Source organism: Streptococcus vestibularis (assembly GCF_900636445.1).
Taxonomy (GTDB): domain Bacteria; phylum Bacillota; class Bacilli; order Lactobacillales; family Streptococcaceae; genus Streptococcus; species Streptococcus vestibularis.
Genome location: NZ_LR134275.1, coordinates 382,630 through 409,441, shown reverse-complemented (window position 1 = coordinate 409,441; position 26,812 = coordinate 382,630). Strand labels below are relative to the sequence as shown.

The 26,812-nt window shown below is 39.9% G+C and carries 32 protein-coding genes; 5 read left to right on the top strand and 27 right to left on the bottom strand.

Going from position 1 to position 26,812, the window contains the following annotated elements; translation table 11 throughout:
* Window positions 1–99 precede the first annotated feature (99 nt).
* The 18 genes from EL076_RS02250 to EL076_RS02165 form a co-directional block, all read right to left on the bottom strand.
* Window positions 100–2,076, bottom strand: a complete 1,977-nt coding sequence (locus EL076_RS02250) for a PTS fructose transporter subunit IIABC (protein WP_003095481.1) — start codon at window positions 2,074–2,076, stop codon at window positions 100–102.
* Complete coding sequence (pfkB, locus tag EL076_RS02245) at window positions 2,073–2,984, bottom strand: 1-phosphofructokinase (RefSeq protein ID WP_003095541.1); 912 nt, start codon at window positions 2,982–2,984, stop codon at window positions 2,073–2,075. Before pfkB ends, EL076_RS02250 begins: the two co-directional genes overlap by 4 nt.
* Window positions 2,981–3,727 (bottom strand): DeoR/GlpR family DNA-binding transcription regulator, encoded by a 747-nt coding sequence (locus tag EL076_RS02240; RefSeq protein WP_048788390.1) that lies wholly within the window; start codon window positions 3,725–3,727, stop codon window positions 2,981–2,983. The genes pfkB and EL076_RS02240 overlap by 4 nt, the downstream gene beginning before the upstream one ends.
* 209 nt (window positions 3,728–3,936) lie before the next feature.
* The gene (locus EL076_RS02235; protein ID WP_003095429.1) at window positions 3,937–5,544 is read right to left on the bottom strand and encodes a ribonuclease Y; all 1,608 of its coding nucleotides are present in this window, start codon (window positions 5,542–5,544) and stop codon (window positions 3,937–3,939) included.
* 335 nt (window positions 5,545–5,879) lie between these two features.
* Window positions 5,880–6,071 carry a hypothetical protein gene (locus EL076_RS02230; RefSeq protein WP_126429079.1) on the bottom strand — a complete coding sequence of 64 codons (192 nt, stop codon included), beginning with the start codon at window positions 6,069–6,071 and terminating at the stop codon, window positions 5,880–5,882.
* 56 nt (window positions 6,072–6,127) lie between these two features.
* Window positions 6,128–6,343 (bottom strand): hypothetical protein, encoded by a 216-nt coding sequence (locus EL076_RS02225; RefSeq protein WP_126429077.1) that lies wholly within the window; start codon window positions 6,341–6,343, stop codon window positions 6,128–6,130.
* Between the two features lie 52 nt (window positions 6,344–6,395).
* Entirely contained in the window at window positions 6,396–6,677 is a 282-nt protein-coding gene (locus EL076_RS02220; protein ID WP_126429075.1) for a hypothetical protein, read from the bottom strand.
* Between the two features lie 354 nt (window positions 6,678–7,031).
* The gene (locus EL076_RS02215; RefSeq protein WP_126429073.1) at window positions 7,032–7,535 is read right to left on the bottom strand and encodes a hypothetical protein; all 504 of its coding nucleotides are present in this window, start codon (window positions 7,533–7,535) and stop codon (window positions 7,032–7,034) included.
* Window positions 7,536–7,605: 70 nt separating this feature from the next.
* Window positions 7,606–8,046, bottom strand: coding sequence for a hypothetical protein (locus EL076_RS02210; protein ID WP_126429071.1), 441 nt, complete (start codon window positions 8,044–8,046; stop codon window positions 7,606–7,608).
* A 608-nt stretch (window positions 8,047–8,654) separates the two neighbouring features.
* Window positions 8,655–10,052 carry a VapE domain-containing protein gene (locus EL076_RS02205; RefSeq protein WP_126429069.1) on the bottom strand — a complete coding sequence of 466 codons (1,398 nt, stop codon included), beginning with the start codon at window positions 10,050–10,052 and terminating at the stop codon, window positions 8,655–8,657.
* Window positions 10,042–10,902: a primase alpha helix C-terminal domain-containing protein gene (locus EL076_RS02200; protein ID WP_126429067.1), complete on the bottom strand. Its 861-nt coding sequence runs from the start codon at window positions 10,900–10,902 to the stop codon at window positions 10,042–10,044. The genes EL076_RS02205 and EL076_RS02200 overlap by 11 nt, the downstream gene beginning before the upstream one ends.
* A gap of 15 nt (window positions 10,903–10,917) precedes the next feature.
* The gene (locus EL076_RS02195) at window positions 10,918–11,190 is read right to left on the bottom strand and encodes a hypothetical protein (RefSeq protein WP_003096073.1); all 273 of its coding nucleotides are present in this window, start codon (window positions 11,188–11,190) and stop codon (window positions 10,918–10,920) included.
* Window position 11,191: 1 nt separating this feature from the next.
* Window positions 11,192–11,503, bottom strand: a complete 312-nt coding sequence (locus tag EL076_RS02190) for a hypothetical protein (protein ID WP_126430136.1) — start codon at window positions 11,501–11,503, stop codon at window positions 11,192–11,194.
* Between the two features lie 42 nt (window positions 11,504–11,545).
* The gene (locus EL076_RS02185; RefSeq protein ID WP_126429065.1) at window positions 11,546–11,752 is read right to left on the bottom strand and encodes a hypothetical protein; all 207 of its coding nucleotides are present in this window, start codon (window positions 11,750–11,752) and stop codon (window positions 11,546–11,548) included.
* Window positions 11,753–11,769: 17 nt separating this feature from the next.
* Window positions 11,770–12,060, bottom strand: coding sequence for a hypothetical protein (locus tag EL076_RS02180; protein WP_064519661.1), 291 nt, complete (start codon window positions 12,058–12,060; stop codon window positions 11,770–11,772).
* A 202-nt stretch (window positions 12,061–12,262) separates the two neighbouring features.
* The gene (locus EL076_RS02175) at window positions 12,263–12,910 is read right to left on the bottom strand and encodes a Rha family transcriptional regulator (RefSeq protein ID WP_126429063.1); all 648 of its coding nucleotides are present in this window, start codon (window positions 12,908–12,910) and stop codon (window positions 12,263–12,265) included.
* Window positions 12,901–13,671 (bottom strand): BRO family protein, encoded by a 771-nt coding sequence (locus tag EL076_RS02170; protein WP_126429061.1) that lies wholly within the window; start codon window positions 13,669–13,671, stop codon window positions 12,901–12,903. The genes EL076_RS02175 and EL076_RS02170 overlap by 10 nt, the downstream gene beginning before the upstream one ends.
* A gap of 16 nt (window positions 13,672–13,687) precedes the next feature.
* On the bottom strand, window positions 13,688–13,885 hold the full coding sequence (locus EL076_RS02165; protein WP_017644139.1) for a helix-turn-helix domain-containing protein: 198 nt from the start codon (window positions 13,883–13,885) through the stop codon (window positions 13,688–13,690).
* 164 nt (window positions 13,886–14,049) lie between these two features.
* On the opposite strand from EL076_RS02165, the gene EL076_RS02160 reads away from it, so the two are divergent.
* From EL076_RS02160 to EL076_RS02140, 5 genes are all read left to right on the top strand, one after another.
* The gene (locus tag EL076_RS02160) at window positions 14,050–14,634 is read left to right on the top strand and encodes a helix-turn-helix domain-containing protein (RefSeq protein ID WP_126429059.1); all 585 of its coding nucleotides are present in this window, start codon (window positions 14,050–14,052) and stop codon (window positions 14,632–14,634) included.
* Window positions 14,635–14,681: 47 nt separating this feature from the next.
* Window positions 14,682–15,500: an EbhA gene (locus EL076_RS02155; protein WP_126429057.1), complete on the top strand. Its 819-nt coding sequence runs from the start codon at window positions 14,682–14,684 to the stop codon at window positions 15,498–15,500.
* A gap of 250 nt (window positions 15,501–15,750) precedes the next feature.
* Complete coding sequence (locus EL076_RS02150) at window positions 15,751–16,755, top strand: virulence RhuM family protein (RefSeq protein ID WP_126429055.1); 1,005 nt, start codon at window positions 15,751–15,753, stop codon at window positions 16,753–16,755.
* 187 nt (window positions 16,756–16,942) lie between these two features.
* Entirely contained in the window at window positions 16,943–18,109 is a 1,167-nt protein-coding gene (locus tag EL076_RS02145) for a tyrosine-type recombinase/integrase (protein ID WP_003095366.1), read from the top strand.
* Between the two features lie 176 nt (window positions 18,110–18,285).
* A complete protein-coding gene (locus tag EL076_RS02140) occupies window positions 18,286–18,768 on the top strand; it encodes an S-ribosylhomocysteine lyase (protein WP_002885585.1) in 483 nt (160 codons plus the stop codon).
* A 29-nt stretch (window positions 18,769–18,797) separates the two neighbouring features.
* On the opposite strand, the gene EL076_RS02135 is transcribed toward EL076_RS02140, so the two are convergent.
* From EL076_RS02135 to fabK, 9 genes are all read right to left on the bottom strand, one after another.
* A complete protein-coding gene (locus tag EL076_RS02135) occupies window positions 18,798–19,568 on the bottom strand; it encodes an acetyl-CoA carboxylase carboxyl transferase subunit alpha (RefSeq protein WP_126429053.1) in 771 nt (256 codons plus the stop codon).
* Window positions 19,565–20,431, bottom strand: coding sequence for an acetyl-CoA carboxylase, carboxyltransferase subunit beta (gene accD, locus EL076_RS02130; RefSeq protein ID WP_048790246.1), 867 nt, complete (start codon window positions 20,429–20,431; stop codon window positions 19,565–19,567). The genes EL076_RS02135 and accD overlap by 4 nt, the downstream gene beginning before the upstream one ends.
* 5 nt (window positions 20,432–20,436) lie before the next feature.
* Window positions 20,437–21,807, bottom strand: a complete 1,371-nt coding sequence (locus EL076_RS02125; protein ID WP_002885488.1) for an acetyl-CoA carboxylase biotin carboxylase subunit — start codon at window positions 21,805–21,807, stop codon at window positions 20,437–20,439.
* Window positions 21,808–21,925: 118 nt separating this feature from the next.
* Complete coding sequence (gene fabZ / locus EL076_RS02120) at window positions 21,926–22,351, bottom strand: 3-hydroxyacyl-ACP dehydratase FabZ (RefSeq protein WP_002885470.1); 426 nt, start codon at window positions 22,349–22,351, stop codon at window positions 21,926–21,928.
* Window positions 22,348–22,842 carry an acetyl-CoA carboxylase biotin carboxyl carrier protein gene (gene accB, locus EL076_RS02115; RefSeq protein WP_002885548.1) on the bottom strand — a complete coding sequence of 165 codons (495 nt, stop codon included), beginning with the start codon at window positions 22,840–22,842 and terminating at the stop codon, window positions 22,348–22,350. Before accB ends, fabZ begins: the two co-directional genes overlap by 4 nt.
* Window positions 22,843–22,845: 3 nt before the next feature.
* Complete coding sequence (fabF, locus tag EL076_RS02110) at window positions 22,846–24,078, bottom strand: beta-ketoacyl-ACP synthase II (RefSeq protein WP_002885574.1); 1,233 nt, start codon at window positions 24,076–24,078, stop codon at window positions 22,846–22,848.
* Between the two features lie 61 nt (window positions 24,079–24,139).
* On the bottom strand, window positions 24,140–24,874 hold the full coding sequence (gene fabG, locus EL076_RS02105) for a 3-oxoacyl-[acyl-carrier-protein] reductase (protein ID WP_002885572.1): 735 nt from the start codon (window positions 24,872–24,874) through the stop codon (window positions 24,140–24,142).
* Between the two features lie 12 nt (window positions 24,875–24,886).
* Window positions 24,887–25,807, bottom strand: a complete 921-nt coding sequence (fabD, locus tag EL076_RS02100) for an ACP S-malonyltransferase (RefSeq protein ID WP_014633940.1) — start codon at window positions 25,805–25,807, stop codon at window positions 24,887–24,889.
* Window positions 25,808–25,829: 22 nt separating this feature from the next.
* A complete protein-coding gene (fabK, locus tag EL076_RS02095; protein ID WP_048788388.1) occupies window positions 25,830–26,795 on the bottom strand; it encodes an enoyl-[acyl-carrier-protein] reductase FabK in 966 nt (321 codons plus the stop codon).
* Window positions 26,796–26,812: the final 17 nt, after the last annotated feature.

Sequence of the window (26,812 nt, the reverse complement as noted above, 5' to 3'; positions counted from 1 at the left end):
CCATTTCTGCCTATACTGTATCATAAAATAGGTACCCTGACAAAAATCTGCTACGACACAAAAAACAATCCCGTCACAACGAGATTGTATGATCATATCTTATTTATCAAGTGGTTTACGAAGGAATCCAAAGAGGATACCCGATACCACAGCACCAATCAAGATGAAGAGAAGGTAGAGAAGGGCATTTGATGTGAGGGCGATAACGAAGATACCTCCGTGTGGTGCCATCAATTTAATTCCAGCCATACCTACAAGAGCACCTGTAAGAGCTGAACCAACGATAAAGCTTGGGATAGCGCGTGCTGGGTCAGCTGCACCAAATGGAATTGCACCTTCAGTGATGAATGAGAGTCCCATAACAATGTTTGTCAAACCAGAGTTGCGTTCTTCTTCAGTGAATTTATCTTTAAACAAGAGTGTCGCTACAAAGACTGCCAACGGAGGAACCATACCAGCCGCCATAACTGCTGCCATAACAACTGAACCACCTGAAGTTACTGTTGCTGCAAGAGTACCTGTACCAAAGACATAAGCAGCTTTATTGACTGGTCCACCCATGTCCACTGCCATCATACCACCGACAAGGAGACCGAGGAGCACTGCTGAGCTCCCTGACAAGCTTGACAAGAAGTTATTAAGACCAGTATTGATTGCTGCCATTGGGATATTCACTGCCAACATCAAGAAACCTGTAGCAAATACACCAAGAAGTGGCAAGAGCAAGATAGAACGGATTCCTTCAAGGGCACGTGGAATACCTGCCAAGAGTTTACGAAGAACTAGGATAACACCACCTGCAAGGAAACCACCAACAAGAGCTCCAAGAAAACCTGAAGATACACCAGCAAGGGCAAGGGTTGCTTTACCGCCTGAAGCAAATGGAACACCACCAAAGGCTGCACCACTTGAAGCAATAGCACCAGCTACGAAACCTGATACCAAACCTGGTTTCTCAGCGATAGAGTAAGCAATGTAACCTGCAAGTACTGGAAGCATGAAACCAAAGGCCGCACCACCAATTGCTTTGAATTGAGCAGCAATTTCATGGTAAGAACCAAGTTGTGACAATTGATCTTTAGGAACACCCATAATTTGGTCAAGCAAGAAGGCAAGCGCAATCATGATACCACCACCGATAACGAATGGGAGCATTTGTGATACCCCACTCATCAAGTGTTTATAGAAGGCACCACCGAGGCTCAATTTCTCACTTGATTCTTGAGCAGCTCCAGCATTTTCAGCATGGAAGACTTCAGCCTTACCATCCAAGATATTTTGGATTAATTCTTGAGGTTGACGAATACCTGAAGCGACTGGTTTAGAAAGCAAGTTTTTACCGTCAAAACGTGCTGTTTCAACTGCCTTGTCTGCCGCTACGATAACACCTACAGCCTTACTGATTTCTTCAGCAGTCAATGGTGTTCCGACACCTGAAGCACCGTTAGTTTCAACACGAACATTGACACCCATTTCTTCACCTGTTTTAATAAGTGCTTCTTCAGCCATGTAAGTGTGAGCAATACCAGTTGTACAAGCTGTTACGGCTACGATAAGTGGTTTATCGCTTGAAGCCGCTTCTTTAACAGCTTGTGCTTTCTTAGCTTCCTCAGCCTGTGCTTCTTCTTCACCCGTATTGAAAGCAGCAATCACTTCATCTGGAGAAGTCACCTTACGCAAACGATCTGCAAAACCATCTTGCATAAGGTATTTTGACAACTCAGCAAGGGCTGCCAAGTGAGTGTCATTTGCTCCCTCTGGAGCAGCAATCATAAAGAAGAGGTCTGTAGGTTGACCATCAAGTGATTCGTAATCTACACCTTTATTAGATTTAGCAAAAAGTACTGTTGCTTCTTTTACTGCAGCATTTTTACTGTGTGGCATAGCGATTCCATCACCCAAACCAGTTGATGTTTGTGCTTCACGAGCCATAATGCCTGCTTTGAAAACATCAAAGTCAGCCACGACACCATTATCAACCAAGCTGTTAATCATTTCATCGATAGCAGCTTCCTTTGTAGTTGCTTGAAGGTCAAGCAACATGACTTTTGTGTTCAGTAAATCCTGAATTTTCATAGTTTTTCTACCTCTACTTTATTGTATGTTTCTTTAATAAATTCAATTGTCGCCAAGTCATCTGAGAAAGCAGTAGATGTTCCACAGGCTACTCCCCACTTGAGAGCCTCAATTGGATCACCTGATTTAACAAACTCACCAGTGAAACCAGCAACCATTGAGTCACCCGCACCAACAGAGTTCTTCACTGTTCCCTTGATTGGTTTAGAAAAGTATGCAGCCTCTGGTGTGACCAGCAGAGCTCCATCACCTGCCATTGAGATGATAACGTTCTGTGCACCCTTAGCAAGGAGTTCACGCGCATATGTTTCAACATCAGCCAAACCATTAAGTTTGACATTGAAAATAGCTTCTAACTCATGGTTATTTGGCTTAACCAAGAGTGGTTGGTAAGCCAAGGAATCAAGCAAGGTTTGACCTTCAAAGTCACAGACAACCTGTGCACCCGTTTCACGCACTAGTGGAATCAATTTGTTATAGACCTTGTTTCCAAGATTGCTTGGTGCTGATCCAGCAAAAACAACCACATCATCGGCACTTACACTTGAAAGGATAGCTTCAAGCTCAGCCAACTGATAATCATTGATGACAGGCCCAGTACCGTTAATTTCAGTTTCTTGATCAGCCTTAATTTTAACATTGATACGTGTATCTTGATCCACAGCTACAAACTTAGTTTTAATGCCTTCTGCATCCAAACCATCTGTCACAAAACGTCCTGTAAAACCACCGATGAAGCCCGTAGCAGTATTGTCAATTCCTAAACGTTGTAAAATACGACTGACATTAATCCCCTTACCGCCAGCGAACTTATCATCACTCTCCATACGGTTAACTTCACCAATCTCTACTTTATCGATACGAACAATGAAGTCGATTGATGGATTTAGCGTTACAGTATAAATCATACTTCAATAACCCTCGTTTTCTCTTTTAATTCTTTTAGGAGCTCTTCTTCCGAAGCATTTGTAATTATGGTTACTTTCTCAACCTCGGCTACCTTAGCATAGGTAATCTGACCAAGTTTAGAGGTATCAGCTAGAACATAGGCTTTTTGCGCATTGGCTATAACCGTCCGTTTGATAACTGCCTCTTCCATGTCTGGTGTGGTGAAATAATTAGCATCAACGCCATTAGCACCAATGAAAGCACAATCAAAATTCAGTTGTCTGATTTGCTCTTGAGCAGTACTTCCAATAGACGCATCCGTTGAATGTTTAACCTTTCCTCCAACAATCCTAGTGCTAACACCAAGATCTACCAGCTTAACCGCATGATGGATAGAATTAGTCACAACCGTTACCTGACGATTAGACAAATGTGGAATCAAAAGTTCATTTGTTGTACTAGCCTCAAGAAAGACGACATCACCTTCCTTAATTAAATCGGCAGCATAACCAGCTAACTGAGCCTTTTCTTTAACGTTTCTAATAGCTTTTTGACTATTGGCAATTTCTTCCTTTAGACCATGAATGCTTTCAGCACCACCATGAACACGTTTAAGTTGGCCATCTGCCGCTAACTCGTCTAAGTCGCGACGAATCGTCGACTCGGAAGTATCACTTAACAAAACAGTTAGGTTTTCCAAAGTGACAAAACCATCTTGTTTCAACTGAGACAAGATAATCTGCTTACGTTCAGACTTTATCATAATCTCTCCTTTTGTAATCGTTTACAATGTCTATTATACTAAATTTTTAATAACTGTCAACTAAAAACAGTCAAAAAAAATCAAAATATTTCATTATAAAACGCAAACCTATCAAAATGAAGCAAGCTGATAAGAAAGTTAATACATTTTTAACACGGTAATCTTTTCAGTTTTACTGCAAAATAAAAAAGCCTTTCGGCTCTCTTATCTTATTTGGCATAATCAACCGCACGGAATTCACGAATGACTGTAACCTTAATATTTCCTGGGTAATCCAAGTTTTTCTCAATTTGTTCACGTACCTTGTGAGACAAGATTGTAACTTCATCATCTGAGATTTTATTTGGATGAACCATAATACGAATTTCACGACCAGCCTGAAGGGCAAAGCTTGTTTGAACACCGTCAAAGCTTGATGCAATCTCTTCCAGATCACGAAGGCGTTTGACATAATTCTCAACGGATTCATTACGAGCTCCTGGGCGAGCCGAACTCAAAGCATCTGCTGCAGCTACAATAACTGCAATCACACTCTCAGGTTCCACATCTCCATGGTGGCTGGCAATGGCATTAACCACGACTGGATGCTCTTTATACTTACGTGCAAACTCAGTACCAATCTCAACGTGACTACCTTCGACTTCTTTGTCAATAGCTTTCCCCATATCATGAAGGAAACCAGCACGACGAGCGAGAGCCACATTTTCACCCAATTCACCAGCCATGATACCTGCTAATTTACCAACTTCAACTGAGTGACGAAGGACATTTTGACCATACGAAGTACGGAACTGCAAGCGTCCCATAATCTTAATCAAATCAGGATGAAGATTCATAGCGCCAATTTCGTAGGCTGCCTCTTCACCATATTCACGGATACGGTTATCCATTTCCTGACGACTCTTCTCAACCAACTCCTCAATCCGAGCTGGGTGGATACGTCCATCTTTAATCAAGGCTTCGAGAGTCATGCGAGCAATCTCACGACGGACTGGATCAAAACCAGAAAGGACAACCACTTCTGGAGTGTCGTCAATAATAACGTCAATACCTGTTAGACTTTCAAGCGTACGGATGTTACGCCCCTCACGTCCAATGATACGACCTTTCATATTATCATCTGGAAGGTGAACAGTGGTTACTGTTTGTTCAGTAACATAATCTCCAGCCAAGCGTTGCATAGCTTGCGCCAACAAGTTTTTGGCCTTCTTATCAACAGTATCTTTGACCTGTGCTTCTGCATCTTTGATACGTGTTGCAATCTCATGAGTCAGATTATTCTCAGTCTCCGTTAAGATTACCTCACGCGCCTCTGCAATGGTCATCTGACCAACACGTTCAAGTTCAGCTTGCTTCTCAGCCTCCAACTGAGTCACATTCTCTTCACGCTCATTAAGATGTTTAGATTTGTCAGCAAGACTCTGCTCTTTTTTCTCGAGGGCGAGTTCTTTACTTGATAGATTTTCATCCTTACGATCAAGGCTGGTTGCACGTTCTGTTAAACGATTCTCCATTTGTTTAAGCTCTTGACGTTCAGATTTGAATTCTTTTTCAATATCTTCTCGATATTTTCTAGCTTCCTCTTTTGCCTCTAACAAGAACTCTTTACGTTGAGCCTTACTTTCGCGTTCAGCAGTTACACGCAGGTGGTCTGCATCATGTTCTGCCTGACTACGAAGGTTCACAGCGTCTTGTTCTGCCTTTAGCAAGGTAGTTTCTGCTTGTTCCTTAGCTTTGCTAAGTTTAATAGAAATTGCTAAATATCCAACGACTAAACCAATGAGTGCAAAGACAACTAAAATTATCATGTTTATCATGTCTTTACCTCAACTTTTCTAAGGTTTTCTTAAAGAAAACCACCTTCTAGTGTATCATATTTGCATCTATTACTCAAATAAATACCGACTCCTTTTTCATAGGTTTTATTAGAGTGATAACAAAGCGATTTTGTGAGCTATTTTAGTAATTCATACCCCATAAGTTGCCGTTTGCTTACCTTGAAAGTTAGCAAAAAGGAAAGCAAAAAAATACCCGTTAGGGTATCAATCAATTTACGAGTTTAGCAGGCAAGAAACTAGCACGGTCAAACGTGCTTTTTATTTTACTCTTTCTTCTGAATAATATGACGAAAATGCCTAGATTTAACGAAGCGCTATACTACTGAAATACTAAGGATTTCATCCTCAAAATATTCTCTAGGAGTTCCATCAACATCTACAAGTAAGGAGTCCATCTCCTCCGCATTGTCAAAGGCGTCACAATAATCCTCTACAAATCCTCTAACTACCACACCATTTTTTAGCGTGATAATTACATTTGTACGGTTAAATTCCCAGAGTTTCATTTGGTTTCCTCCTTTTCAATATTTAGATTGTAAAAACCCTTAGTTTAAACGAAATACTATGAGATTGCTTTAATTGAGATTATCTCACTCTCAAAGAGAGAAATCTCAGTTGGTTCATCAGGGCCAGGATTGTCAATGAGGATAGTGATTTCATCTTGCTCATCATTGTCCATTTCGTCAATAAAATCTGTAACAAGCCCATTTATGATTTTACCACCACTATTTACTACCTGAACCCTTGAGTGTAAGTAGTTCCAAAGTTGCTTACTCATTTACGGTCTCCTTTCCCATAGTGTTTTTTGCAGTGAAAGCGCCTAGAATGTACTAAGCGCTATGTTTTACCAACTGTTTTGCCTTTTCGTAATAAGGCGTTAGGAAATTTATAAATCCTTGCTTATCACTTGGGTCATGTTCTTCTAAAAACATCATCAGCTCAAAATCATTGAGAGCGTCAAACATCTCAGGGTTTTCATTGTCCCAAGCCTCAGCAAAACCCTCATCTTCTCCAAAAAGAGCGTTAAACTTAAAGGAGAAATCCCAAAAATTATCAATCTGACCACTGATCGCTTGCTTTAGCATGTCTAATACTTGTTGACTGTATCTCATAATGGTTTAAATCCTTTCAGTTCTTTACTTTGTACTCATTGTTCTATCTTAATTTTACCATAACTCTCGTACCTCACCAAAACCTTACCATTGTAAAACTCTCGTACCTCACCAAAACCTTACCATTGTAAAACTCCTGTACCTTACCAAAACCTTGCTATTTTGAAGTATGTGACCTTAGCCTAATCTTAGCCTATTTTTAATATTTTTAAATACACAGCCTTGTACTAACCTTGTACTTTTTTGGAACGCTCTACTTACTTAAATCCTTGATATATCTAGCTTTTTAACATTCAAACCGTCTAATATGTAGTATTTGTTCGTTTGGTAAATTGCACACTACTTCATATTGTCCTACAAACTCCAACCATTCAGCCAAAATCTATCCCCTTTTTCAGTATACTTCAAAAACTTCTTATAGTGCTTATAATACTTGTCACGTTTCATATACTTTGGTCTTTCAGGGAAACCATCAAACATATATCCACCACGTCTAGGACTCCACCCCGGTTCTACCTTTCTAGCTTCCCTAAGCGCAAGCTCCCAATAGTATTGGCAATCCGTTTTACTGCGGTTCAAGGTGTGCTTGTGGATCTCTTGGCATGTACCGCAACTAAAATACAAATACCGTTTATAAAGCAACCTGCATCGTCTACCACAATCAGGGCAAAGAAAGAAATAACGATAACCTCCCTTAGTACCTGCTATTCTATCTAATTCAAATGACTCTCCACCAAAATCAATCTCTAAATTATCCAAATCAATCTCTAAACGTTTACCGTCCAACTCTGCTATCCCCTTAGTGATTCCTCTCAGCTTCATTGGTTTAGTGATTGTTTCTATTGCTAACTGCTCCATTATCTCCCCCTATATGGAAAAACCCAAAACTATTGGATAAAGTATCAAAAAGAGGCTTTCACCTCTCTGTTCAATCTTTGGCTAGTATCCCACTGACTGCCATATCTCGGATAAACTGGCTTTCTCTCTCTGCTGGTAGCTCTAACAAATCTAGTAACTCACCTAGTGCCTGTTTGTCTGTGCTGGCAATCATTTTCTTTAAGGTGTTTTCGTATTGCTGTTCTAGATAGTCGTAAAATACCAATCTTTGGGCTTGTGTCGGTGTAGCATTCAAAGCCATATAACAAGCTTCAGTTATCTGTGAGAATAGTTTAGCACGCGCTTCTGGGTGCTTATACAGTTCATAAATGTTCAGACTGGTATCCTCTGCTTGTAACTTTTCAGCTATTTCCATTAGTTTAGGAATACCGCTAGGCTCAATAGGTGTATCATCAGCCATATAATTTAAGCGGTGCTGTTCAAGTTCCAGTCTGTCTTTTTCCGCTTGTTCTAGGTAGTGGTTTTCAGTCATTTTTAGTCTCTCTTTCTTGTTTTAAGATAAATTATGTAAACTTTTGCTATTTGTGACCATCTTTGAAAAAACTTGGTCACACCTTTTTAACTAGTAGTACCAAGGGTTTAGGTGGTGTCAAAATCTTGTGACCGTCTTTTGAAAAATTATTTATATAGAAAAGATGAAATGATTTCCGACTCCTATATATATAAATAAAAAAGATGGTCACACGGTCACATTTATAAAAAATAAAGGGAAAAAGTCATTACTATCAATAGTTTCAGCGTGTGACCGTCTTTTCAAATCTTGGTCACAACTTGGTCACAAACTTTGAACCCTCTTGCTATTCTTTGTCGTATTTTTTCCCGACAGATTATTTTTTTCCGACGGCTGAAACCCCTTGTTATTATTGAGGTTTGACGTTAAATGTCGGAAAGTCGGATTTTTTTAGCCCCACAATTATATAGAGCTATACTCCCTCTACCTATATATCTATATAAAATAAATAGTTTATATAGGATTTTTTCCTACTTTCCGACAAAATAGGGCAAATCCCTTGATATGAAAGGGATTGGCGCTGTCGGATTTTTTTCAAAAAGTCGGAAAAGTGGCGTTTTTGTCGGAAATTACTTTTTAAACCAACCACTGGTGTTTCTATTCCCAAATCTAACACTGCCACTATATTCCCAACCGTCTAAGTTGTTCATATATGTTTTGATTTTAGTTTTTAGACTTCTATCTTTCTCGTCTTGAAATATATCGTTAATGACACCATTCAGTGATAACCTATCTCTCTTAACTGTACCCTTCCATTCAATGGCTTGTGTAGAATGGTCTTTATGTGATACTCCCCCCTCTTCCAAACTAAAATAGAAGTAGTGGCGTGCAGCAGAACTAACGCTTGGGGCATAAAAATCTTCTGGTATAGGGGTGTTTAAATACCACTCTAGGCGTTCAATAACATCGTCTTGAACCCTATATTTCAATCTTTCCTTAGCAATTATTTTCCCCTCTTTACTGTTTTCTTCGTAGTAAAGAGTCTGATTTTCTTTGTAACGGCGGTAGTAATTCCCCCATAAATCTCTTAAATCTTCGTCGGTGATTTGATGCTCGTGTTTATTTGTCTTGGGGTCAACATGAACGGCTAGAAAACGTCTATCCCCAGTCAAATCTTTAAGGTGACCTACCTCGTTAGTAGTTCTAGTGATAACATAATCGACTAGAAAATGCTCTACAATTCTTCCATAAGGTCTACGGATAAGATGTACTGTTGTCGTAACGAAACTTTTAAGCTCTCCAAAACTCATTGCCTTAGAGGCTATCATTTCATCGTCTGTGACTGCCCATAATGACATCATTTTTAAGATATCATCTTTATCTTTAAAGCTGGTAAAGTTTCCTTGAAAGCCCTTAAATACTTCCCTCAAGAAAGTTGTCTTTCCAGTTCCTTGTTTACCCACAAGATCTAAACAGTAATCAAACTGTATACCAGGGTGGAACACCCTTGCAATAGCTCCACGGAAAAATAAATCAAAAACGATACGATTATACTCATCATCCTTGATGTTAAGGTAACGCAAAATAATCGTAAAAGGGTCTTTGAGTTCGGATGATTTAAGCGACTCTTCCAAAAATTCCTTTACAGGATTGTATTTGTTAAGTTGTGCTGAAATATGACAAGCATTATAAATATCTGCATTATTATATTCTACTCTCCAACTATCCGACAAATACCCCCAAAGGGTAACGATTGCATTATCGTTAAGTCTTCCTTTACTTAGAGTATAACCGCTACCTAAGGAAATATCCTTTGTTATTTCGATGTCGTTTATAGCTTCATTATATGCGAAAGCTCTCTTAAAATGTTCATCGCCACCCTTTAATAGTGTGATTAAGTTAGACCTAGTCTTTTTTAAAGCACCGTCGTTATTGTATTGTAGCTTTCCAGCCTCGAGATTAACGACTTTAGGGGTCGCGGTTACCTCATCTAGTTCTTTTTGTAAATCAGTCAACTTATCTTCCATTGACATCTCTCTTTCTTATTTCTGCCTTAACGATACTTTCAAAAGTCCGTTCCAGCTCTTGCTCTGATAATGGGTTATTAGTAACGCTATTTGCTATGGTTGTTAGCTCGTAGGCAGTGGCTACGTCTGCGTTAACCCATTTTGACAACAATAACCCTACAAACTTAGTTACTGCAACATTACGCCCACCCTCGTCACCAAAGCCATGTAATAGGGTATCAAGCACGCGCATGGTAATTGTTTTATTACCGCTTGGACGTGGTGTGTGATAATGTGGTTTCTGACTACCCGTAACTGTTTTTGCTACGGGGTAATCACGCCCTCTATTTACTATCTTTTCATAATCAGCAGGGTCTCCAGTGGTTACTGGTAAACCTTGTAACTGCGACCATGTTAGGCTTGTACTGTCGAAAGGTAGCCCGATTTTACTTGCTATCTCTTGGACAGTTTGCCTATAAGTCTGTTCTGTCATTCCGTCACTAGGCTTCACCACAAGCCTATAACGTGGCTTTTCTTTTGTGTGCTTAATAGTTGGGTAAACTATATAAGAATACCCATGTAAGGCGTTCTCGACCACGCTAGGAAAGTCTATATTAGCCTCTAGCTCGTCATAGTCTAAGAAAATCAAGTCACGGTAAATTAAACTAGCGTTATTGCGTTTGTAGTTGTCGTTCTCGTCTCGTTCTACCCAGCCAGCAATACAGTAGGGGGCTGAATTGCGCTTAAAATCGTCTATATTTGCACCTTGTGGCACTCTCATAGGTCTACGTTCTGCAACATAGTTAAAGGGGGATTTTTTATCGAATAAATGTAAGTCATTCCCAAAGCCCTTGCTTTCGTAAATAGGCATACTTGCACCCTCTTTCTAACTTTCATTCCCCATAAATGCATAAATACTACTTCTAAGGTAATACACTTTGCGTGTCCCCTCTACTGGGGCTTGATAGCGTTTAAGTCCCGCTTCTTCCCAACGTCTTAGGGTGTTATAACTTACCCCTAATTCGTCTTGTACTTTCTGGGCAGATATTAGATCCAACTGTTTGTTATCATGTTTGGAAATGGCTTTAAGAAAGTCTTCAAAACGATTGTCAATGATTCGAAGTAGTTTGTCTTCGAATTCTTCACTTAAAACGTGCATATTATCCCCTTTCTAGTATTTTCTCGTATGCAGTCACGTCTTCGATAGACTTTAAAATGTCTAATCTTTTCTGTTCATTCTTGACTTGGTTTTCAAGAGATCTAAGCCCCTCTAACAGTTCCTCTCTGGTCTCTGCTATATAGTAACCGTTACGAATACCAACCCTAGCACCAATGATAGGAACGCCATAGCGAATAACTAGGTTACTGATTGCACTAGATATTAGACGGGAGTTGTAACCCGTGATAGTAGCTATCTCTCCGCCAGTCGTAGCGTTAGCACACCCTTTCTTTAGGACTGCTAAAACTGCCATTTCTGCCTCTTGTAGTCTATTTCTTTTCATTCATACCTCTTTCTAGTTGTTATACTTGCCTTGAGATTGAATATAAGCCCCGTAGCGTGTGCCTACGTTGCGCGTGGTGTTATCTGTCACGGTATCAGTTTTAGGCTCTATATCGAGCTGAAAATAGCTCTTTTTAAGCCATAAAGCAGTTAAGGCAAGCGTTAAAACGATGACTAGGATAATAAACTGGGTAGCAGATAAATTTAATTCTGTGGCCATGGTTACTCTCCTTTTCCCTATGCCTCGTATGTTCTTAATTCCTCTGGGTTGTCACATTCGAGTAGGTAAAACGCAACTCTATCTAGCTCGTTAGAATAAATTTCTACCATGTCATAGATATGTTCTAAAAACTTGTCCATTTCATATCGTAACACCCCATTATCTGCTCCAGTATTTCTCGCAATCATAAAGAGATTAGCTTGGCTGCGTAAGCCTTGTAACCCAGTCATGATGTTCGTCAATTCACGACCTAGTTTGTTACTTTGTGCGACAGTGATTGTATTTTTGTTTTCAGTTCTCTTTGTCATGTTATTACCTCGATTATGTTTTTTTCTGTGATGTTATTCCATTTTTAAGAGTTGGCGCTCTAAGTAGGGACACAAGACACCAAAATTATGATATAATCATGGTGTATATTTTTAAGATACTAAAACCTCTTTGATAATAGCTTGCCTGCTTTGTTAAATTCGTTTTAGTGTTAGTGTGAAAGGCTCTGCGGTGTGGTTATTGCTAAGCCTTTTTTGTTGAAATCACGCGCTTCTTTGGCGTGTTTTTTTTATTTCTGAATGCCATAGCCTTGATTTCCTGATAACTCATATTCAAGCCAATCATGGCTATTACCATATCCTCAAGTGCTTGGTATTGCTCCAGCTCGTCACTTGTCAAGCTATCAATGCCATTGTAGCCCCCACGGCTTTTTACTAACTGCTTAGCGTTCATGTCAGTTACTGCTTTTAGTAGCAGGTTGTTCATGGTGCTATGCGCGTGCTTGGGTTTTGCCTCCCATGTCTCTATACTGTCATGCAAGGTTTTTCTTTTCGGCTTCTCTAGCGCCCTCTGCATACGAAACTTAGAAAGTTCCTCACGCATTTCAAAGAATGCTTTGACTAGGTTGGTTTTGAAGTTGGCCACTTGCTCGGTGTTCTTTAAGAATGTAACTAACAAGGTCGCTTGTTGTTCGTTCAAAATATAGTCCTTGGTATTCTGGCCACTTTCCATAGCTTGGATTTTAAATCCAACCTTTCCGAACTGTTCAAACCTTACTTGATGTTTGCGGATCGTCTTGGTTATTGTGTGGTGTTGCAATCCCGTGCATTCTGCCACAATACTGCTCAGCGTATAAGGCTCTTTTTTACCGTCCATATAGACTAGTTCCATTGTGGTTCTACCTCCTGCATGAATCGGGTTAGCTTGCTTGTCAGACGGCTCTTCTCGTCCATATTCTGAGCCTCTGCAATGGCTTTGGCTAGTGTATCGATATAATACCTCTCTGCCTCTGCCAACGTGTCAGGGGCTTTTATAGTGCTCTGTGGTTCTTCCACCAGTTCCCCAGCCATGTAGTAGCCTTTTAGTCGGATTTCTTTCAGAATGTGTTTGACAACTTTTTTAAACTCTTTTGCTAGTGGTTTGCGTGACTGCGATAAAACTTCATAGACTCCGAACTCTGTCAGCATATTCATTTCTCTTTTTTGACCTGCCCTAGATATTACATAGGTCAGCTTTTCATCATCATCTACCCGTTTTAGTAAATCTGTGGTGTTTTGGATTTCAATCATCTCAGCAACCTCTACCGCTACAAATAACGGATTTTGAATGTCTCCATAAACATCAAAGTATTTAGATCCGAATCGTTGAGTTGTTACAACTTCCAAAACTTCCTTTTTGTTGTGTGGTTCTCCTTTGGGATAGAAGTTCCCAAAAAAATCACATAAATCTTTTTGCTGTTTTGTCATGTCTCGCTTAACCTCTCTGTATAACTTGTTTAGTCTTTTTCTGATTTCCTTGTTGGGCTTATGTTTGCCCTGCGCCCACTTTCCAACTGTTCGGGGATCTATGCCTATTCGTTGGCCAATAGCTACCAAGTTCAGCCCGTGAGTGGTTCGCATTTCATCGATGACCCTTGTATAGTTCCTCTTCATTGCTTGCCTGCCTTTCTTAATCTTCTGGTGTTAGTAGTTCATCAATAGAAACACCTAGATAGTTAGCAATCTTTAGCAAGGTTTCAATATCTGGGCGCTTAGTACGCTCGTAGTACAAAGCTATCAAAGTGCTTTTTGCGATACTTGTTGCCTTGTGTACGTCTGAAACCTTTTTTCGTTGTTTCGCTAAAAGAACACGAAAATTATTCTTCATATCCCAAGCCCTCCTTTTTTGTATTTTTTGAAAAAATTGAAGCGTTAACGCTAAAATTATATCTCTGGTTATACACTATATTTTTATCGTGTCAAGTAAAATAATAAAAAAACTTGAAAAATTTTAGCGCATAGGCTAAAATATTTTCAAGGAGGAATTTTCTTATGCTTCGTAATAATTTAGCTAAATTGATGATTGATAGAGGTATCTCGGCAACTCAATTATTTAATGACACTGGTATAGCACGCTCTACCATTTCAAAAATTTCAAATAATAATACAGATAAAATAAGCTTACAAACCATTGATAAAATTTGTAATTATCTAGAGGTTAGCCCTTCAGAATTTTTTGATTTTTGGCCTTATGATGTAAAGGTACAGTGTGGTTTTATTAATTTTGATTCTCTAGCGGAAGTAAAAGAGAAATGGAAGGCAATACCAGACTTTAAAGAACCTGCTTTTCTATTAATTGAATTTACTAGAGGTAAAAATATAAAAAAAATTCTTGAGTATAGATTTAATTACGTAGAAGAATATGAACCAGGTATTCCATTTAACAATGGATATTTAGATAGTATTGTTCTCGACAATTCACCGTCAGAAACGAGTATTTTTGATAACATGCCTGTTCAATTTCAAAATGAATTAGTTGAAGAAGTAAAAGAAAAACTATCTGAAACTTTTGAAGTTCTGCCATTTTCACCAACGATAAAGAATTTGGATTTATTCACCCTCAGCGGTCTGTTCTAAACCCACGCGCCACCACTTAATAAAACACACTAAAGGAGAACAACTCAATGAAAAAAGCTCTCATCGCAACTGTCGCAACTCTCGCCATTGGATCGTCAGGGGCGGGATATTATTTTCTTTCCTACGCTCCACATCACGCAGCCGTAAGCAGATTTGAAAAAGCAGCGGGAGTGCTCGACGATGAAAACAAGGAGATTGAAAAGCTGGTGTCAGACGCCGAAAAGCTGGTAAAAGAAAATGCTGAACCATTGGAAGCAGCCACTTTAGAGGAGTTAAAGACAACCCTAGCCGATACAAAAAAAGCGATTCGAAAAGTTCCGAAAATGGGAAGTGATACTTCAGATATTGAAAAACAAGTTGAAGAACTAGCCCAGCCTGTAGACTACTCAAATACTCAGAAAGAACTGGCCGACAAGATGACCGACTATCAAAAGAGTGTGACCCAGCTTAAGCAGATCACCAACCCATCAAGGGAGTTTGTAGAAACACGGCTAAAAGAAATTGATACAATTACAGGCGTTCAATCAGTAACAGAAGCTAATGACCCTAACGGAAACTTGAACAAGCAGGGCGGCTATACTGCTTCAGTCTATTTTTCTGATAGTCAAGTCACGGAAGCAGTGGACGGCTCGGATATTGTAGGAAAAGGAACAGACGGTGGCGGTAGTGTGGAAGTATATAAGACCAAAGAAGAAGCTGAAAAGCGGAACACATACTTATCAGCATTTGATGGCAACGGGATTTTAAATCCAGGTTCTCACTACGTTTACGGGACTGCTATTATCCGTACCTCCCGACATCTAACAGCTAGCCAGCAAACGGCCCTAACTGAAAAAATTTATCAAAAGCTGATTGAAATAAAGTAACACCTCCTGCAAGATATTTTTTCAAGGTTTATCAAATTCTGATACTCCAGAACTTGACAAAACCTGTTTTAGTACTTTCAAAATATCAACCTTTTACTCTTTTTGGGGAGCCGAAAGGGGCGATTTTATAACCAATGCGCGTGCTTCCCTCGTGCTTTAGCAAGTCCGCTGACCTAGTAAAGGTTATACCTATCAATTTTGTTGACGTCAACAAAAGTCAACTCCTCACAATATTTTAGAAAGGACTCTCATGAACGAATTACAATTCTTAATCTATACTGCTGACAACGATAGCGAAACAGCTAGTGTCATTATCAAAGGCGAAACGATTTGGGCTAGTCAGAAAGAAATGGCTAGACTTTTTGGCGTCGGTGTTCCTGCAATCAGTAAACACCTAAAAAATATCTTTGAAGAGGGCGAATTAGAAGAAAAAGCAACTATTTCCAAAATGGAAACAGTTCAAATAGAGGGTAGTCGTGAAGTTGTCCGCCAAGTTGATTTCTACAATCTTGACGCCATCATTTCAGTTGGTTACCGTGTCAATTCCCAAAAAGCTACGAGATTTAGACAGTGGGCTACTTCGGTACTTCGTGAGTACATGATAAAAGGGTTCGCCATGGATGACAACCGTCTGAAACAAGGCGAAAACTTGCTGGAAAAAGACTATTTCCGTGAGCTCTTGGAGCGCGTGCGTTCTATCCGAGCTAGTGAACGCCGTATATGGTTACAGATTACAGATATTTTTGCTGAAATCTCTATCGACTATGACCCACAAAGTACGTTGACTAAGCAATTCTATGCTGATGTACAGAATAAGTTTCATTATGCAATCACTGGCCAAACTGCTGCGGAAATTATCTACACGAAAGCTGACCATACAAAAGACAACATGGGACTTACAACATGGAAAAACTCCCCTAACGGTCGTATACTGCAAGCAGATACCCAAATAGCAAAGAATTACCTTTCAGAAACAGAAATCCGTTCCCTTGAAAGAGGAATATCTAGCTATTTTGATTACCTAGAAAGACAGATAGAACAGCGAAAAGCTCAGACAATGCAACAACTAGCCCAAAGCATTGACCGCTTTTTGACTTTCCAAGAATACGATATTTTAGAAGGTCATGGGAAAATCACTTCCAAGGTTGCGAAAGATAAAGCAAAAGCAGAATACCAACTATTCAACAAAACTCAAAAGATAAACTCGGACTTTGAAAAAACTTTAAAACAGCTAACTGACGATAAAAAACTTTAAATACAGGCCTGTTTACTATAAACAAGCCCATATTAGCCCCCCTATCCGCCGTGTCTCCAACTCTGGTATTATATTTACCGTCTGACTAGTTAAAATCGAAAATAAAGAGGGTTCTCGTAGCCCCTAGCATGATACAAAACCTTTTTGATAATAGCTTGCCTGCTGATGTTTAGAAAGGTTTATCATTATGAAGATTAACGAGATAAAGAAAAAAGACGGGTCAACCGTCTATCGTACTAATATATATCTTGGTGTTGATGTAATCACTGGCAAGAAAGTTACAACCAAAGTAACCGCTAGGACAAAGAAAGAACTCAAGACCAAAGCCCAACAAGCTCATTTTGATTTTAAAGCTAATGGATCAACACGTTACAAAGAAGTAGTAATAGAAACATACGAGGAATTGGCTTCCTCATGGTGGGATAACTACAAAAATACAGTTAAAGTTAATACAAGAAACACACAAAAATCGCTCTTAAACAACCATGTTTTACCGTTGTTTGGTGAGTTTAAACTGAATAAGCTGACAACCCCAGTCATTCAGTCCATGATGAATAAGCTGGCAAACAGTACAAATACTGGTGAAGTTGGCGCTTATCTGCATTACGGCAAAATTCACACCCTTAACAAACGTATATTACAGTATGGAGTGATTTTACAAGTTATTCCAACTAACCCAGCCAATAATGTTGTTTTACCTCGAAACACTCAAAAGGATAAGAAAGCCAAAGTTAAGCATTTCAATAATGATGAGCTTAAACAATTTCTTACCTACCTTGATAGTTTAGACAACTCTAAATATAAAAATTATTATGACATCACGCTATATAAGTTCTTACTTGCCACTGGTTGTCGTATTAACGAGGCTTTGGCTCTCTCATGGTCTGATATTGACCTTGATAATTCGGTTGTCCATATAACAAAGACTTTAAACTGTGATATGAAGTTAAACAGTCCAAAGTCGAAAGCTGGTTACCGAGATATAGACATAGATCAGCAAACCGTAACCATGCTTAAAAGATACCAACGCAAGCAAACTCAAGAGGCTTGGAAACTAGGCAGGACTGAAACAGTGGTATTCTCTGATTTCATCAATGCCTATCCAAATTATAAAGCAGTAGCGGGACGACTTAAAACGCATTTTAAAAAAGCGGGTGTCAATAACATAGGTTTCCACGGTTTTCGACATACTCATGCTAGTTTGCTCCTTAATTCGGGTATTCCTTATAAGGAGTTACAACACCGTCTAGGACATTCTACTCTTTCAATGACTATGGACACATACAGTCACTTATCAAAAGAGAACGCTAAAAAAGCGACGTCATTTTATGAGCAAGCACTAAAATCTATCTAAAAGTAAGCAAAAAGGTAAGCAAATTGAAATTAGAATATGAATTAGCAGTTATAAACCCTTTATTTTCAAGGGGTTTGCTTATTCTAATCAACAACAGTGGTATTACTCAAATAAATACTAGAACTTTAAGTTGATTTTATGGTATGATAACTTTATTAGAATAGGGAGGTATTATCATGCCAAAGGACGTTACTGTTGAAAGTTTTGAACTTGATCACACTATTGTTAAAGCACCTTATGTCCGTCTTATTTCGGAGGAAGTTGGACCTAAAGGAGATATCATTACAAACTTCGATATCCGTTTGATCCAACCTAACGAAAATAGTATCGATACAGGTGGTCTTCATACTATCGAACACCTGCTCGCTAAACTAATTCGTCAACGTATCGATGGACTTATTGATTGCTCACCATTTGGTTGCCGTACAGGTTTCCATATGATTATGTGGGGTAAACAAGATCCTACAGAAATTGCCAAAGTTATCAAATCTAGTCTTGAAGCTATTGCAAACGAAATTACTTGGGAAGATGTTCCAGGAACCACCATTGAATCTTGTGGTAACTATAAGGATCACAGCCTTCATTCGGCTAAGGAATGGGCTAAACTTATCCTTGAACAAGGCATCTCAGACCAAGCCTTCGAACGTCATACCGTCTAAAAAACATTGGGAGTAATACCCCAATGTTTTTAATATTTTCTAAAACGTTGATAACGCGCGTCAAGCAAGTCTTCTTTTGATAATTGGCTTAATTCTGCCAATTCATCTATGATAGCTGTCTTAATCGCTTCAATAATTTCACTAGTAAAATAACCACGTTCTGGGATAACCTTGTCAACGATTCCCATATTGAGTAACTCTCCTGATGTAATCTTCATCAACTCTGCTGCCTCTTCTGAACGTGAGCCATCTTTCCAGAGAATGGTTGCAAACCCTTCAGGACTCAAGATAGAATAGACGGTATTTTCAAGCATCCAAACCTTATCGGCTACCGCCAAGGCAAGAGCTCCTCCCGAACCACCTTCACCAATGATGATGGCAATAATTGGCACCTTAAGATCACTCATTTCCATAAGGTTACGCGCAATTGCCTCACCTTGTCCACGTTCCTCTGCTCCAACACCAGGATAAGCACCTGCAGTATTGATAAAGGTAACAACTGGACGACCAAACTTTTCAGCCTGTTTCATAAGTCGAAGAGCCTTACGATAGCCCTCTGGATGTGGTTGGCCAAAGTTACGGTTAAGGTTGTCTTGAAGATTTCTACCTTTTTGAATACCCACTACAGTAACAGCTTGACCATTTAAACGACCAATACCACCAATAACGGCACCATCATCACGGAAATTACGGTCGCCATGAAGTTCGATAAAGTCATCGAAGATTCCTTGGGCAAAGTCCAAAGCAGTTAAACGGCCTTGATCACGCGCTTCTTTTAAAATACGTGCTACGTCGCTCATTGAACACCTCCATGGAATGATAAGAGTGTGGCAATGGTATCAGCCAACTCTGTACGTTTGACAATGGCATCAACAAAACCATGTTCTTGAAGGAACTCAGCCTTTTGGAAATCATCTGGCAAAGTTTCGCGAACTGTGTTTTCAATGACACGACGACCTGCGAAACCAATCAAGGTTTGTGGCTCAGCTAAGATGATATCACCTTCCATGGCGAAACTTGCTGTAACCCCACCAGTTGTTGGATCTGTCAATACAGTCAAATACAACAAGCCAGCATTCGAATGACGTTTTACAGCGGCTGAAATCTTGGCCATCTGCATCAAACTCATGATTCCTTCTTGCATACGGGCACCACCAGATGCTGTAAAAATAACAACTGGAAGTTTTTCCTCAATCGCATGTTCAAAGAGTTTGGTGATTTTCTCACCAACAACAGTTCCCATTGAAGCCATGATAAAGTTAGAATCCATAATGGCCAAGGCTGTTTTTTGCCCCTTGATACTTGCAACACCAGTTACAACAGCTTCATCAAGACCCGTTTTTTCCTTAGTCGCTGCTAATTTCTCCATATAACCTGGGAAATTCAATGGATTTTCAGTTTTAATACCAGTAAAAAGTTCTTGGAATGACCCCTCATCAACCGTTAAATCGAGACGTTCTTTAGCGGAAATACGGAAGGTATAAGAACAATTTGGACAGATTTTAGCTTGTCCCAAGTCCTTTTGATAAATAGCTTGTTTACAACCAGGACATTTGGCAAAAAGTTCATCTGGAACTTCTGGCACTTGGTGATCAACCCCATTACGTACAGAACGGTTAGGATTGATACGGATATACTTTTCTTTTCGATCAAATAATCCCATAAACTTTATTCCTCACGATTCTGATAATCTGGTAGGAAGGTCTCCATCAAGAAGGAAGTATCATAATCCCCAGCGATAACGCTACGATCTGAAATCAAATCCAACTGGAAGTCAGCATTAGTCACAACACCATCGATTTCGAGCTCGTAAAGGGCACGTTGCATCTTCATGAGTGCCTCAAATCGATTTTCTCCATGAACAATGATTTTAGCAATCATTGAATCATAGTAAGGTGGAATAGTATAGCCAGGATAAACTGCACTGTCTACACGAAGACCAACACCACCACTAGGTAGGTAGAGATTGCTAATTTTCCCTGGACTAGGTGCAAAGTTGAACTTAGGATTTTCTGCATTGATACGACACTCAATAGCATGTCCCTTGATTTCAATATCATCTTGGGTCACAGAGAGTTTTTCACCTGCGGCAATACGGATTTGTTCTTTAACAATATCCACACCACTTACAAATTCTGTAACTGGGTGCTCAACTTGAACACGGGTATTCATTTCCATGAAATAGAACTGACCTGTTTTTTCATCAAGAAGGAACTCGATAGTACCCGCATTTTCATAATTTACAGCCTTAGCGGCACGGACAGCTGCAGAACCAATTTCGTGACGAAGAGTCTTACCAATAGCAACTGAAGGTGATTCTTCCAAGACCTTTTGGTTATTACGTTGAAGAGAGCAATCACGCTCACCTAGGTGAACAATGTTACCGTAGCTATCTCCCAAAATTTGAACCTCGATATGACGAGCTGGGTAAATAACTTTTTCAATATACATCGCCCCATTACCAAAGGCTGCTTTAGCTTCTTGTGACGCAGATTCGAAAGCTGGAGCTAACTCTTCTTCAGTGTTAACCTTACGAATCCCCTTACCGCCACCACCGGCAGAAGCCTTAAGCATCACTGGGTAACCAAGACGGTTGGCAACTTCCAAAGCCTCCTCAGCTGTAAAGACTTCACCATCTGAACCAGGAATTACAGGGACATTAGCCTTAATCATTTCAGCACGGGCATTGATTTTGTCACCCATCTTGTCCATGACTTCGCCTGAAGGACCAATAAACTTGATGTTCATTTCTTCACAGAGAGTGGCAAATTTAGAGTTTTCACTCAAGAAACCAAACCCTGGGTGAATAGCTTGAGCCTCAGTCACAATAGCAGCTGATAGGACACGATTCATATTTAAATAAGAATCCGTTGATTTTGCAGGCCCGATACAAATAGCTTCATCAGCAAGCATAGTATGGAGAGAATCCTTATCTGCTTCAGAATAAATAGCAACCGTTTGGATACCCAATTCACGCGCTGCACGGATAATACGCACTGCAATTTCACCACGATTGGCAATCAATAATTTTTTAAACATAAAACAAGATAACATCAGACATTTTTTGATAGTCTGTGTTGATTTCCTTTCTATGTGATAGACCAATGTCTAAAGAAAAATCCTTTCCGACTGTCGCCAGAAGGATTTTCACAAAACATTAGCTTCCAATAGCAAAAGTCAAAGTACCTGATGCAGCAAGTTTACCATCGACTTCAGCCTTAGCTTCAACAACAGCAATTGTTCCACGACGTTTAACAAACTTAGCTGTCATAACAAGTTGGTCACCAGGAACCACTTGTTTTTTAAATTTAACCTTATCCATACCTGCGTAAAAGACTAATTTGCCCTTATTTTCAGGTTTAGACAATTCAAGAACACCAGCTGTTTGCGCAAGAGCTTCCATGATAAGAACGCCAGGCATAACTGGGTATTGAGGAAAATGTCCATTAAAGAAAGGTTCATTGATCGTTACATTTTTAATAGCTGTGATTTCGTCTTCTGAAACTTCTAGCACACGGTCAACCAAAAGCATTGGATAACGGTGTGGTAAAGCTTCACGAATAGCATTAATATCAATTGTCATTTGATGCGTACCAATCCTTTTCCATAGTCAACAACTTCTTCATTCGCTACCAAGATCTCAGTAATAACACCATCTTTAGGCGCTGGCACTTCATTCATAACCTTCATCGCTTCAACGATAAGAAGAGTTTGACCTTTCTTAACAGTGTCGCCAACAGAAACAAAGGCTGGTTTTTCAGGTGATGGAGACAAGTAAGCCACACCGACAAGTGGACTTTCAACCACTTCTCCTTCAGCAGCTTGAGCTGGTGCAGAAGCTTCTTCAACTGGTGTTGCTGGAGTTTCAACAGCAGCAGGTGCTGCTACTGGAGCAACCGGAGCCTGAGGAGCTGGCGCAACTACTTCAACTGTAGGAGCTACTGGGGCAGCTGTTACTGAACTTGTTTGATTTTTGCTCAAGTTCAATTCTTCACCATTGTTTTTGTATGAAAATTCACGCAAAGTTGATGCATCAAATTGAGCCAACAAATCTTTGATTTCAGAAATATTCATGAATTAAGCCTCCCAACGTTTAAAGGCAAGAACAGCATTGTGTCCACCAAAACCGAAAGTATTTGAAATTGCGTACTCAATATCAGCTTCTTGACCTTCACCATAAACAACATTAGCTTCGATGTAGTCAGACAATTCTTTTGTACCAGCAGTTTTCGGTACATAGCTATGACGAATAGCTTCGATTGTTGCAATAGCCTCAACCGCACCAGCAGCACCTAGCAAGTGACCTGTAAATGATTTAGTAGATGAAACTGGTACATCTTTACCAAGTACAGAAACAATGGCACCACTTTCACCTTTTTCATTGGCAGGTGTTGATGTCCCGTGAGCATTAACATAATCAACATCTTCAGGTTTGATACCAGCTTCATTGATAGCCAATTTAATTGCTTTAGCAGCACCAGAACCGTCTGGAGTTGGTGTTGTCATGTGGTAGGCATCACAATTTGATCCGTAACCAACAATCTCAGCCAAGATGTTAGCACCACGTTTTTGAGCATGTTCCAAGCTTTCGATAACGAGAACCCCTGCACCTTCACCCATAACAAAACCATTACGGTCTTTATCAAATGGAATTGATGAACGTTCTGGATCCTCTGTTGTTGAAAGTGCTGTAAGAGCATTGAAACCACCGATACCAATCTTAGTGATTGAAGCTTCAGCACCACCAGCCAAGACAACATCATGCAAACCGAATTTAATTTCACGGAAGGCCTCACCGATTGCATCATTGGCAGAGGCACAAGCAGTCGTCACTGATTTACATACCCCTTGTGCACCAATTTTAAGAGCAATGTTACCAGCACCCATGTTTGAGAGTGCTTTAGGGATAAACATTGGTTTGATACGTTTCATACCACGTTCGTGCATACGAATGATTTGATCTTCAAGTTCTTGGAGACCACCGATACCAGATGACACGATAACACCAACACGATCACGATCTTCTTCTTCCATGTTAAGTCCTGAATTTTCAAGAGCTTCCATAGCAGCATAAATCGCATAAAGTGAGTAAGTGTCCATACGGTTAGTATCTTTTTTCACAAAGTACTTATCGAACGGGAAATCTTGGATTTCACCAGCGTTAAAGACTGGAATTTCAGAAGCATCAAACTTAGTAATTGGCTTGATACCAATTTTACCGTCATGAAGACTGTTCCAAAATTCTTCTGGTGTATTACCGATTGGTGAGGTTACGCCGTAACCTGTAACAACAACACGATTTGTAGACATATATATTCTCCTTTTGTCGGATGGATATTGTAGTAAATGATTTTTTGATATTGAAAATCAATTATTGCATAGTCATACCACCATCAATAGCGATGGTTTGACCTGTGAGATATTCTTGACTAGCCAAGAATGCTGCAACTTCTGCCACTTCTTCTGCTTGACCAATACGTTTCATTGGTACTTGAGCAATCATAGCATCTTTCATTTTCTCTGGAATAGCGTCAGTCATATCTGATTCAATGAAACCAGGAGCGATAGCATTGACACGGACACCACGGGCCGCAACTTCACGCGCTACTGATTTAGTGAAACCAATCAAACCAGCTTTTGAAGCTGCATAGTTAGCTTGACCAATATTCCCCATAAGACCTACAACAGATGACATATTGATGATGGCACCTTGACGCGCCTTAGACATTGGTTTCAAGACAGCTTGTGTCATATTGAAGGCACCAGTCAAGTTGATTTTCAAGACACGTTCAAAATCTTCTTCAGTCATCTTCAACATCAACTTATCGTTAGTGATACCAGCATTATTAACTAGCACGTCAACACTACCAAGCTTTTCAATAGCTTCCGCAACCATACGTTTAGCATCTTCACCATTAGAAATATCACCTGAGATACCAACAACAGTTACACCATAATCTGCAAACTGTGCAAGCAAGTCCTCAGAGATTTCAGAACGTCCATTTAGGACAACGTTGGCACCAAGACTAGCAAATTTATGTGCCACAGCTAATCCAATTCCACGTGTTGAACCTGTTACAAAAACATTTTTATTCTTAAGTTCCATGTTTACCTCGTTTTACGCATTAAGAAGGGCATCAAGACTAGCTTGATCTTCAACATTTTGAGTTGGTAGGGTTTTATCAATTTTCTTCAAGAAACCTGACAAGACTTTTCCTGGACCAATCTCAATCACTTCATCTACACCAAATTCTTGGATAGTGGCAATCGAATCATAAAAACGTACAGGTTCCATCACCTGACGAGCCAAAAGTGCTTTGACGTCTTCTGACTTCATGATTTGAGCCTCAGTATTACCTACTAAAGGAAGCGTAAAGTCATTGAATGACACTTTCTCAAGTTCTGCTGCCAATTTTTGACTAGCTGATTCAAGTAAAGCTGTATGGAACGGTCCTGAAACATTAAGAGGAATCAGACGTTTAGCACCAGCTTCTTTAAGCAATTCCACAGCATAATCAACAGCCTCAACTTCACCACCAATAACAATTTGTGCTGGAGTATTATAGTTAGCAGGCGTTACTACACCCTTTTCAGATGCTTTTTGACAGATTTCTTCAATCAAACTTGGATCTGTATTCATGACTGCAACCATTTTCCCACTTCCAGCAGGAGCCGCTGTTTCCATGAATTCTCCACGTTTAGCAACCAGGGCTACCGCATCCTCAAATGAGAGTGCTCCAGCCGCAACTAGGGCAGAATATTCACCCAAAGAGAGACCGGCAACAATATCAGGAGTGATACCATTTTCTGCCAAAAGGCGATAAATGGCTACTGACGTTGTCAAAATAGCTGGTTGAGTATAGCGTGTCTGATTAAGTTTTTCTTCGTTAGAATCAATCAATTCACGCAAATCATAACCTAGAATACGACTAGCCGTATCAAATGTCTCTTTGACAACGGGATAAGTCGCATACAAATCGCTCGCCATGCCCAATTTCTGAGCCCCTTGACCAGCAAATAAGAACGCACGTTTTGTCACTATCCTAATCCTTTCGACGTTTTTAGACGTTTACATCTGCCCAACGAGCAGCTTCTTCTTTAATCACCTTGGCAGCGCCTGTGTAAAGGTCTTCCAAGATTTCTGCACATGTTTCTTCTTTACGAACAAGACCTGCAATTTGTCCAGCCATAACTGAACCATATTCCACATCTCCATCAACAACCGCGTTACGAAGGGCACCTGCACCAAGCTCTTCAATTTCCTCTTGAGTTTTCTTGCCAGCTAAGAAATCTTTTTCAGCCTGATTGTACTCTGTAGCCAACTTATTCTTAATGGCACGAACAGGGTGTCCTACAACAGAAGCAGAAATCACAGTATCGATATCTTTAGCCTTCAAAATCTTATCCTTGAAGTTTTGGTGAGCGTTAGATTCCTTGGCAACAGCGAAACGCGTACCAACCTGCACAGCTTCTGCTCCAAGCATGAGAACAGCAGCCATACCACGTCCATCAGCAACACCACCAGCCCCAACAACCGGGATAGATACCGCATCTGCAACTTGTCGAACAAGAGCCATAGTTGTCAATTTACCGATATGGCCACCAGCTTCCATACCTTCTGCGACAACAGCATCCGCTCCCAATTTTTCCATACGTTTAGCGAGTGCAACCGATGGAACAACTGGGATTACTGTAATTCCAGCTTCGTGAAAACGTTCCATATATTTACCTGGGTTGCCTGCACCAGTTGTAACAACTTTTACACCTTCTTCAATAACAAGGTCAACAATATCGTCAACAAATGGCGACAAAAGCATAATATTAACACCGAATGGCTTGTCAGTGATTTGTTTTACTCTGTCAATATTAGCTTTTACCACTTCTTTAGGGGCATTACCGCCACCAATAATTCCGAGTCCACCAGCATTTGAAACGGCTCCAGCCAAGTCACCATCAGCAACCCAGGCCATACCACCTTGGAAGATTGGATATTTAATTCCTAACAGTTCTGTAATACGAGATTTCATTTTTCACCTTTTTTCGA

Excerpts from the sequence above, each read along its gene's own strand:
- EL076_RS02250 (WP_003095481.1), bottom strand. The coding sequence starts at position 2,076 with ATGAAAATTCAGGATTTACTGAACACAAAAGTCATGTTGCTTGACCTT.
- pfkB (WP_003095541.1), bottom strand. The coding sequence starts at position 2,984 with ATGATTTATACTGTAACGCTAAATCCATCAATCGACTTCATTGTTCGT.
- EL076_RS02240 (WP_048788390.1), bottom strand. The coding sequence starts at position 3,727 with ATGATAAAGTCTGAACGTAAGCAGATTATCTTGTCTCAGTTGAAACAA.
- EL076_RS02235 (WP_003095429.1), bottom strand. The coding sequence starts at position 5,544 with ATGATAAACATGATAATTTTAGTTGTCTTTGCACTCATTGGTTTAGTC.
- EL076_RS02230 (WP_126429079.1), bottom strand. The coding sequence starts at position 6,071 with ATGAAACTCTGGGAATTTAACCGTACAAATGTAATTATCACGCTAAAA.
- EL076_RS02225 (WP_126429077.1), bottom strand. The coding sequence starts at position 6,343 with ATGAGTAAGCAACTTTGGAACTACTTACACTCAAGGGTTCAGGTAGTA.
- EL076_RS02220 (WP_126429075.1), bottom strand. The coding sequence starts at position 6,677 with ATGAGATACAGTCAACAAGTATTAGACATGCTAAAGCAAGCGATCAGT.
- EL076_RS02215 (WP_126429073.1), bottom strand. The coding sequence starts at position 7,535 with ATGGAGCAGTTAGCAATAGAAACAATCACTAAACCAATGAAGCTGAGA.
- EL076_RS02210 (WP_126429071.1), bottom strand. The coding sequence starts at position 8,046 with ATGACTGAAAACCACTACCTAGAACAAGCGGAAAAAGACAGACTGGAA.
- EL076_RS02205 (WP_126429069.1), bottom strand. The coding sequence starts at position 10,052 with ATGGAAGATAAGTTGACTGATTTACAAAAAGAACTAGATGAGGTAACC.
- EL076_RS02200 (WP_126429067.1), bottom strand. The coding sequence starts at position 10,902 with ATGCCTATTTACGAAAGCAAGGGCTTTGGGAATGACTTACATTTATTC.
- EL076_RS02195 (WP_003096073.1), bottom strand. The coding sequence starts at position 11,190 with ATGCACGTTTTAAGTGAAGAATTCGAAGACAAACTACTTCGAATCATT.
- EL076_RS02190 (WP_126430136.1), bottom strand. The coding sequence starts at position 11,503 with ATGGCAGTTTTAGCAGTCCTAAAGAAAGGGTGTGCTAACGCTACGACT.
- EL076_RS02185 (WP_126429065.1), bottom strand. The coding sequence starts at position 11,752 with ATGGCCACAGAATTAAATTTATCTGCTACCCAGTTTATTATCCTAGTC.
- EL076_RS02180 (WP_064519661.1), bottom strand. The coding sequence starts at position 12,060 with ATGACAAAGAGAACTGAAAACAAAAATACAATCACTGTCGCACAAAGT.
- EL076_RS02175 (WP_126429063.1), bottom strand. The coding sequence starts at position 12,910 with ATGGAACTAGTCTATATGGACGGTAAAAAAGAGCCTTATACGCTGAGC.
- EL076_RS02170 (WP_126429061.1), bottom strand. The coding sequence starts at position 13,671 with ATGAAGAGGAACTATACAAGGGTCATCGATGAAATGCGAACCACTCAC.
- EL076_RS02165 (WP_017644139.1), bottom strand. The coding sequence starts at position 13,885 with ATGAAGAATAATTTTCGTGTTCTTTTAGCGAAACAACGAAAAAAGGTT.
- EL076_RS02160 (WP_126429059.1), top strand. The coding sequence starts at position 14,050 with ATGCTTCGTAATAATTTAGCTAAATTGATGATTGATAGAGGTATCTCG.
- EL076_RS02155 (WP_126429057.1), top strand. The coding sequence starts at position 14,682 with ATGAAAAAAGCTCTCATCGCAACTGTCGCAACTCTCGCCATTGGATCG.
- EL076_RS02150 (WP_126429055.1), top strand. The coding sequence starts at position 15,751 with ATGAACGAATTACAATTCTTAATCTATACTGCTGACAACGATAGCGAA.
- EL076_RS02145 (WP_003095366.1), top strand. The coding sequence starts at position 16,943 with ATGAAGATTAACGAGATAAAGAAAAAAGACGGGTCAACCGTCTATCGT.
- EL076_RS02140 (WP_002885585.1), top strand. The coding sequence starts at position 18,286 with ATGCCAAAGGACGTTACTGTTGAAAGTTTTGAACTTGATCACACTATT.
- EL076_RS02135 (WP_126429053.1), bottom strand. The coding sequence starts at position 19,568 with ATGAGCGACGTAGCACGTATTTTAAAAGAAGCGCGTGATCAAGGCCGT.
- accD (WP_048790246.1), bottom strand. The coding sequence starts at position 20,431 with ATGGGATTATTTGATCGAAAAGAAAAGTATATCCGTATCAATCCTAAC.
- EL076_RS02125 (WP_002885488.1), bottom strand. The coding sequence starts at position 21,807 with ATGTTTAAAAAATTATTGATTGCCAATCGTGGTGAAATTGCAGTGCGT.
- fabZ (WP_002885470.1), bottom strand. The coding sequence starts at position 22,351 with ATGACAATTGATATTAATGCTATTCGTGAAGCTTTACCACACCGTTAT.
- accB (WP_002885548.1), bottom strand. The coding sequence starts at position 22,842 with ATGAATATTTCTGAAATCAAAGATTTGTTGGCTCAATTTGATGCATCA.
- fabF (WP_002885574.1), bottom strand. The coding sequence starts at position 24,078 with ATGTCTACAAATCGTGTTGTTGTTACAGGTTACGGCGTAACCTCACCA.
- fabG (WP_002885572.1), bottom strand. The coding sequence starts at position 24,874 with ATGGAACTTAAGAATAAAAATGTTTTTGTAACAGGTTCAACACGTGGA.
- fabK (WP_048788388.1), bottom strand. The coding sequence starts at position 26,795 with ATGAAATCTCGTATTACAGAACTGTTAGGAATTAAATATCCAATCTTC.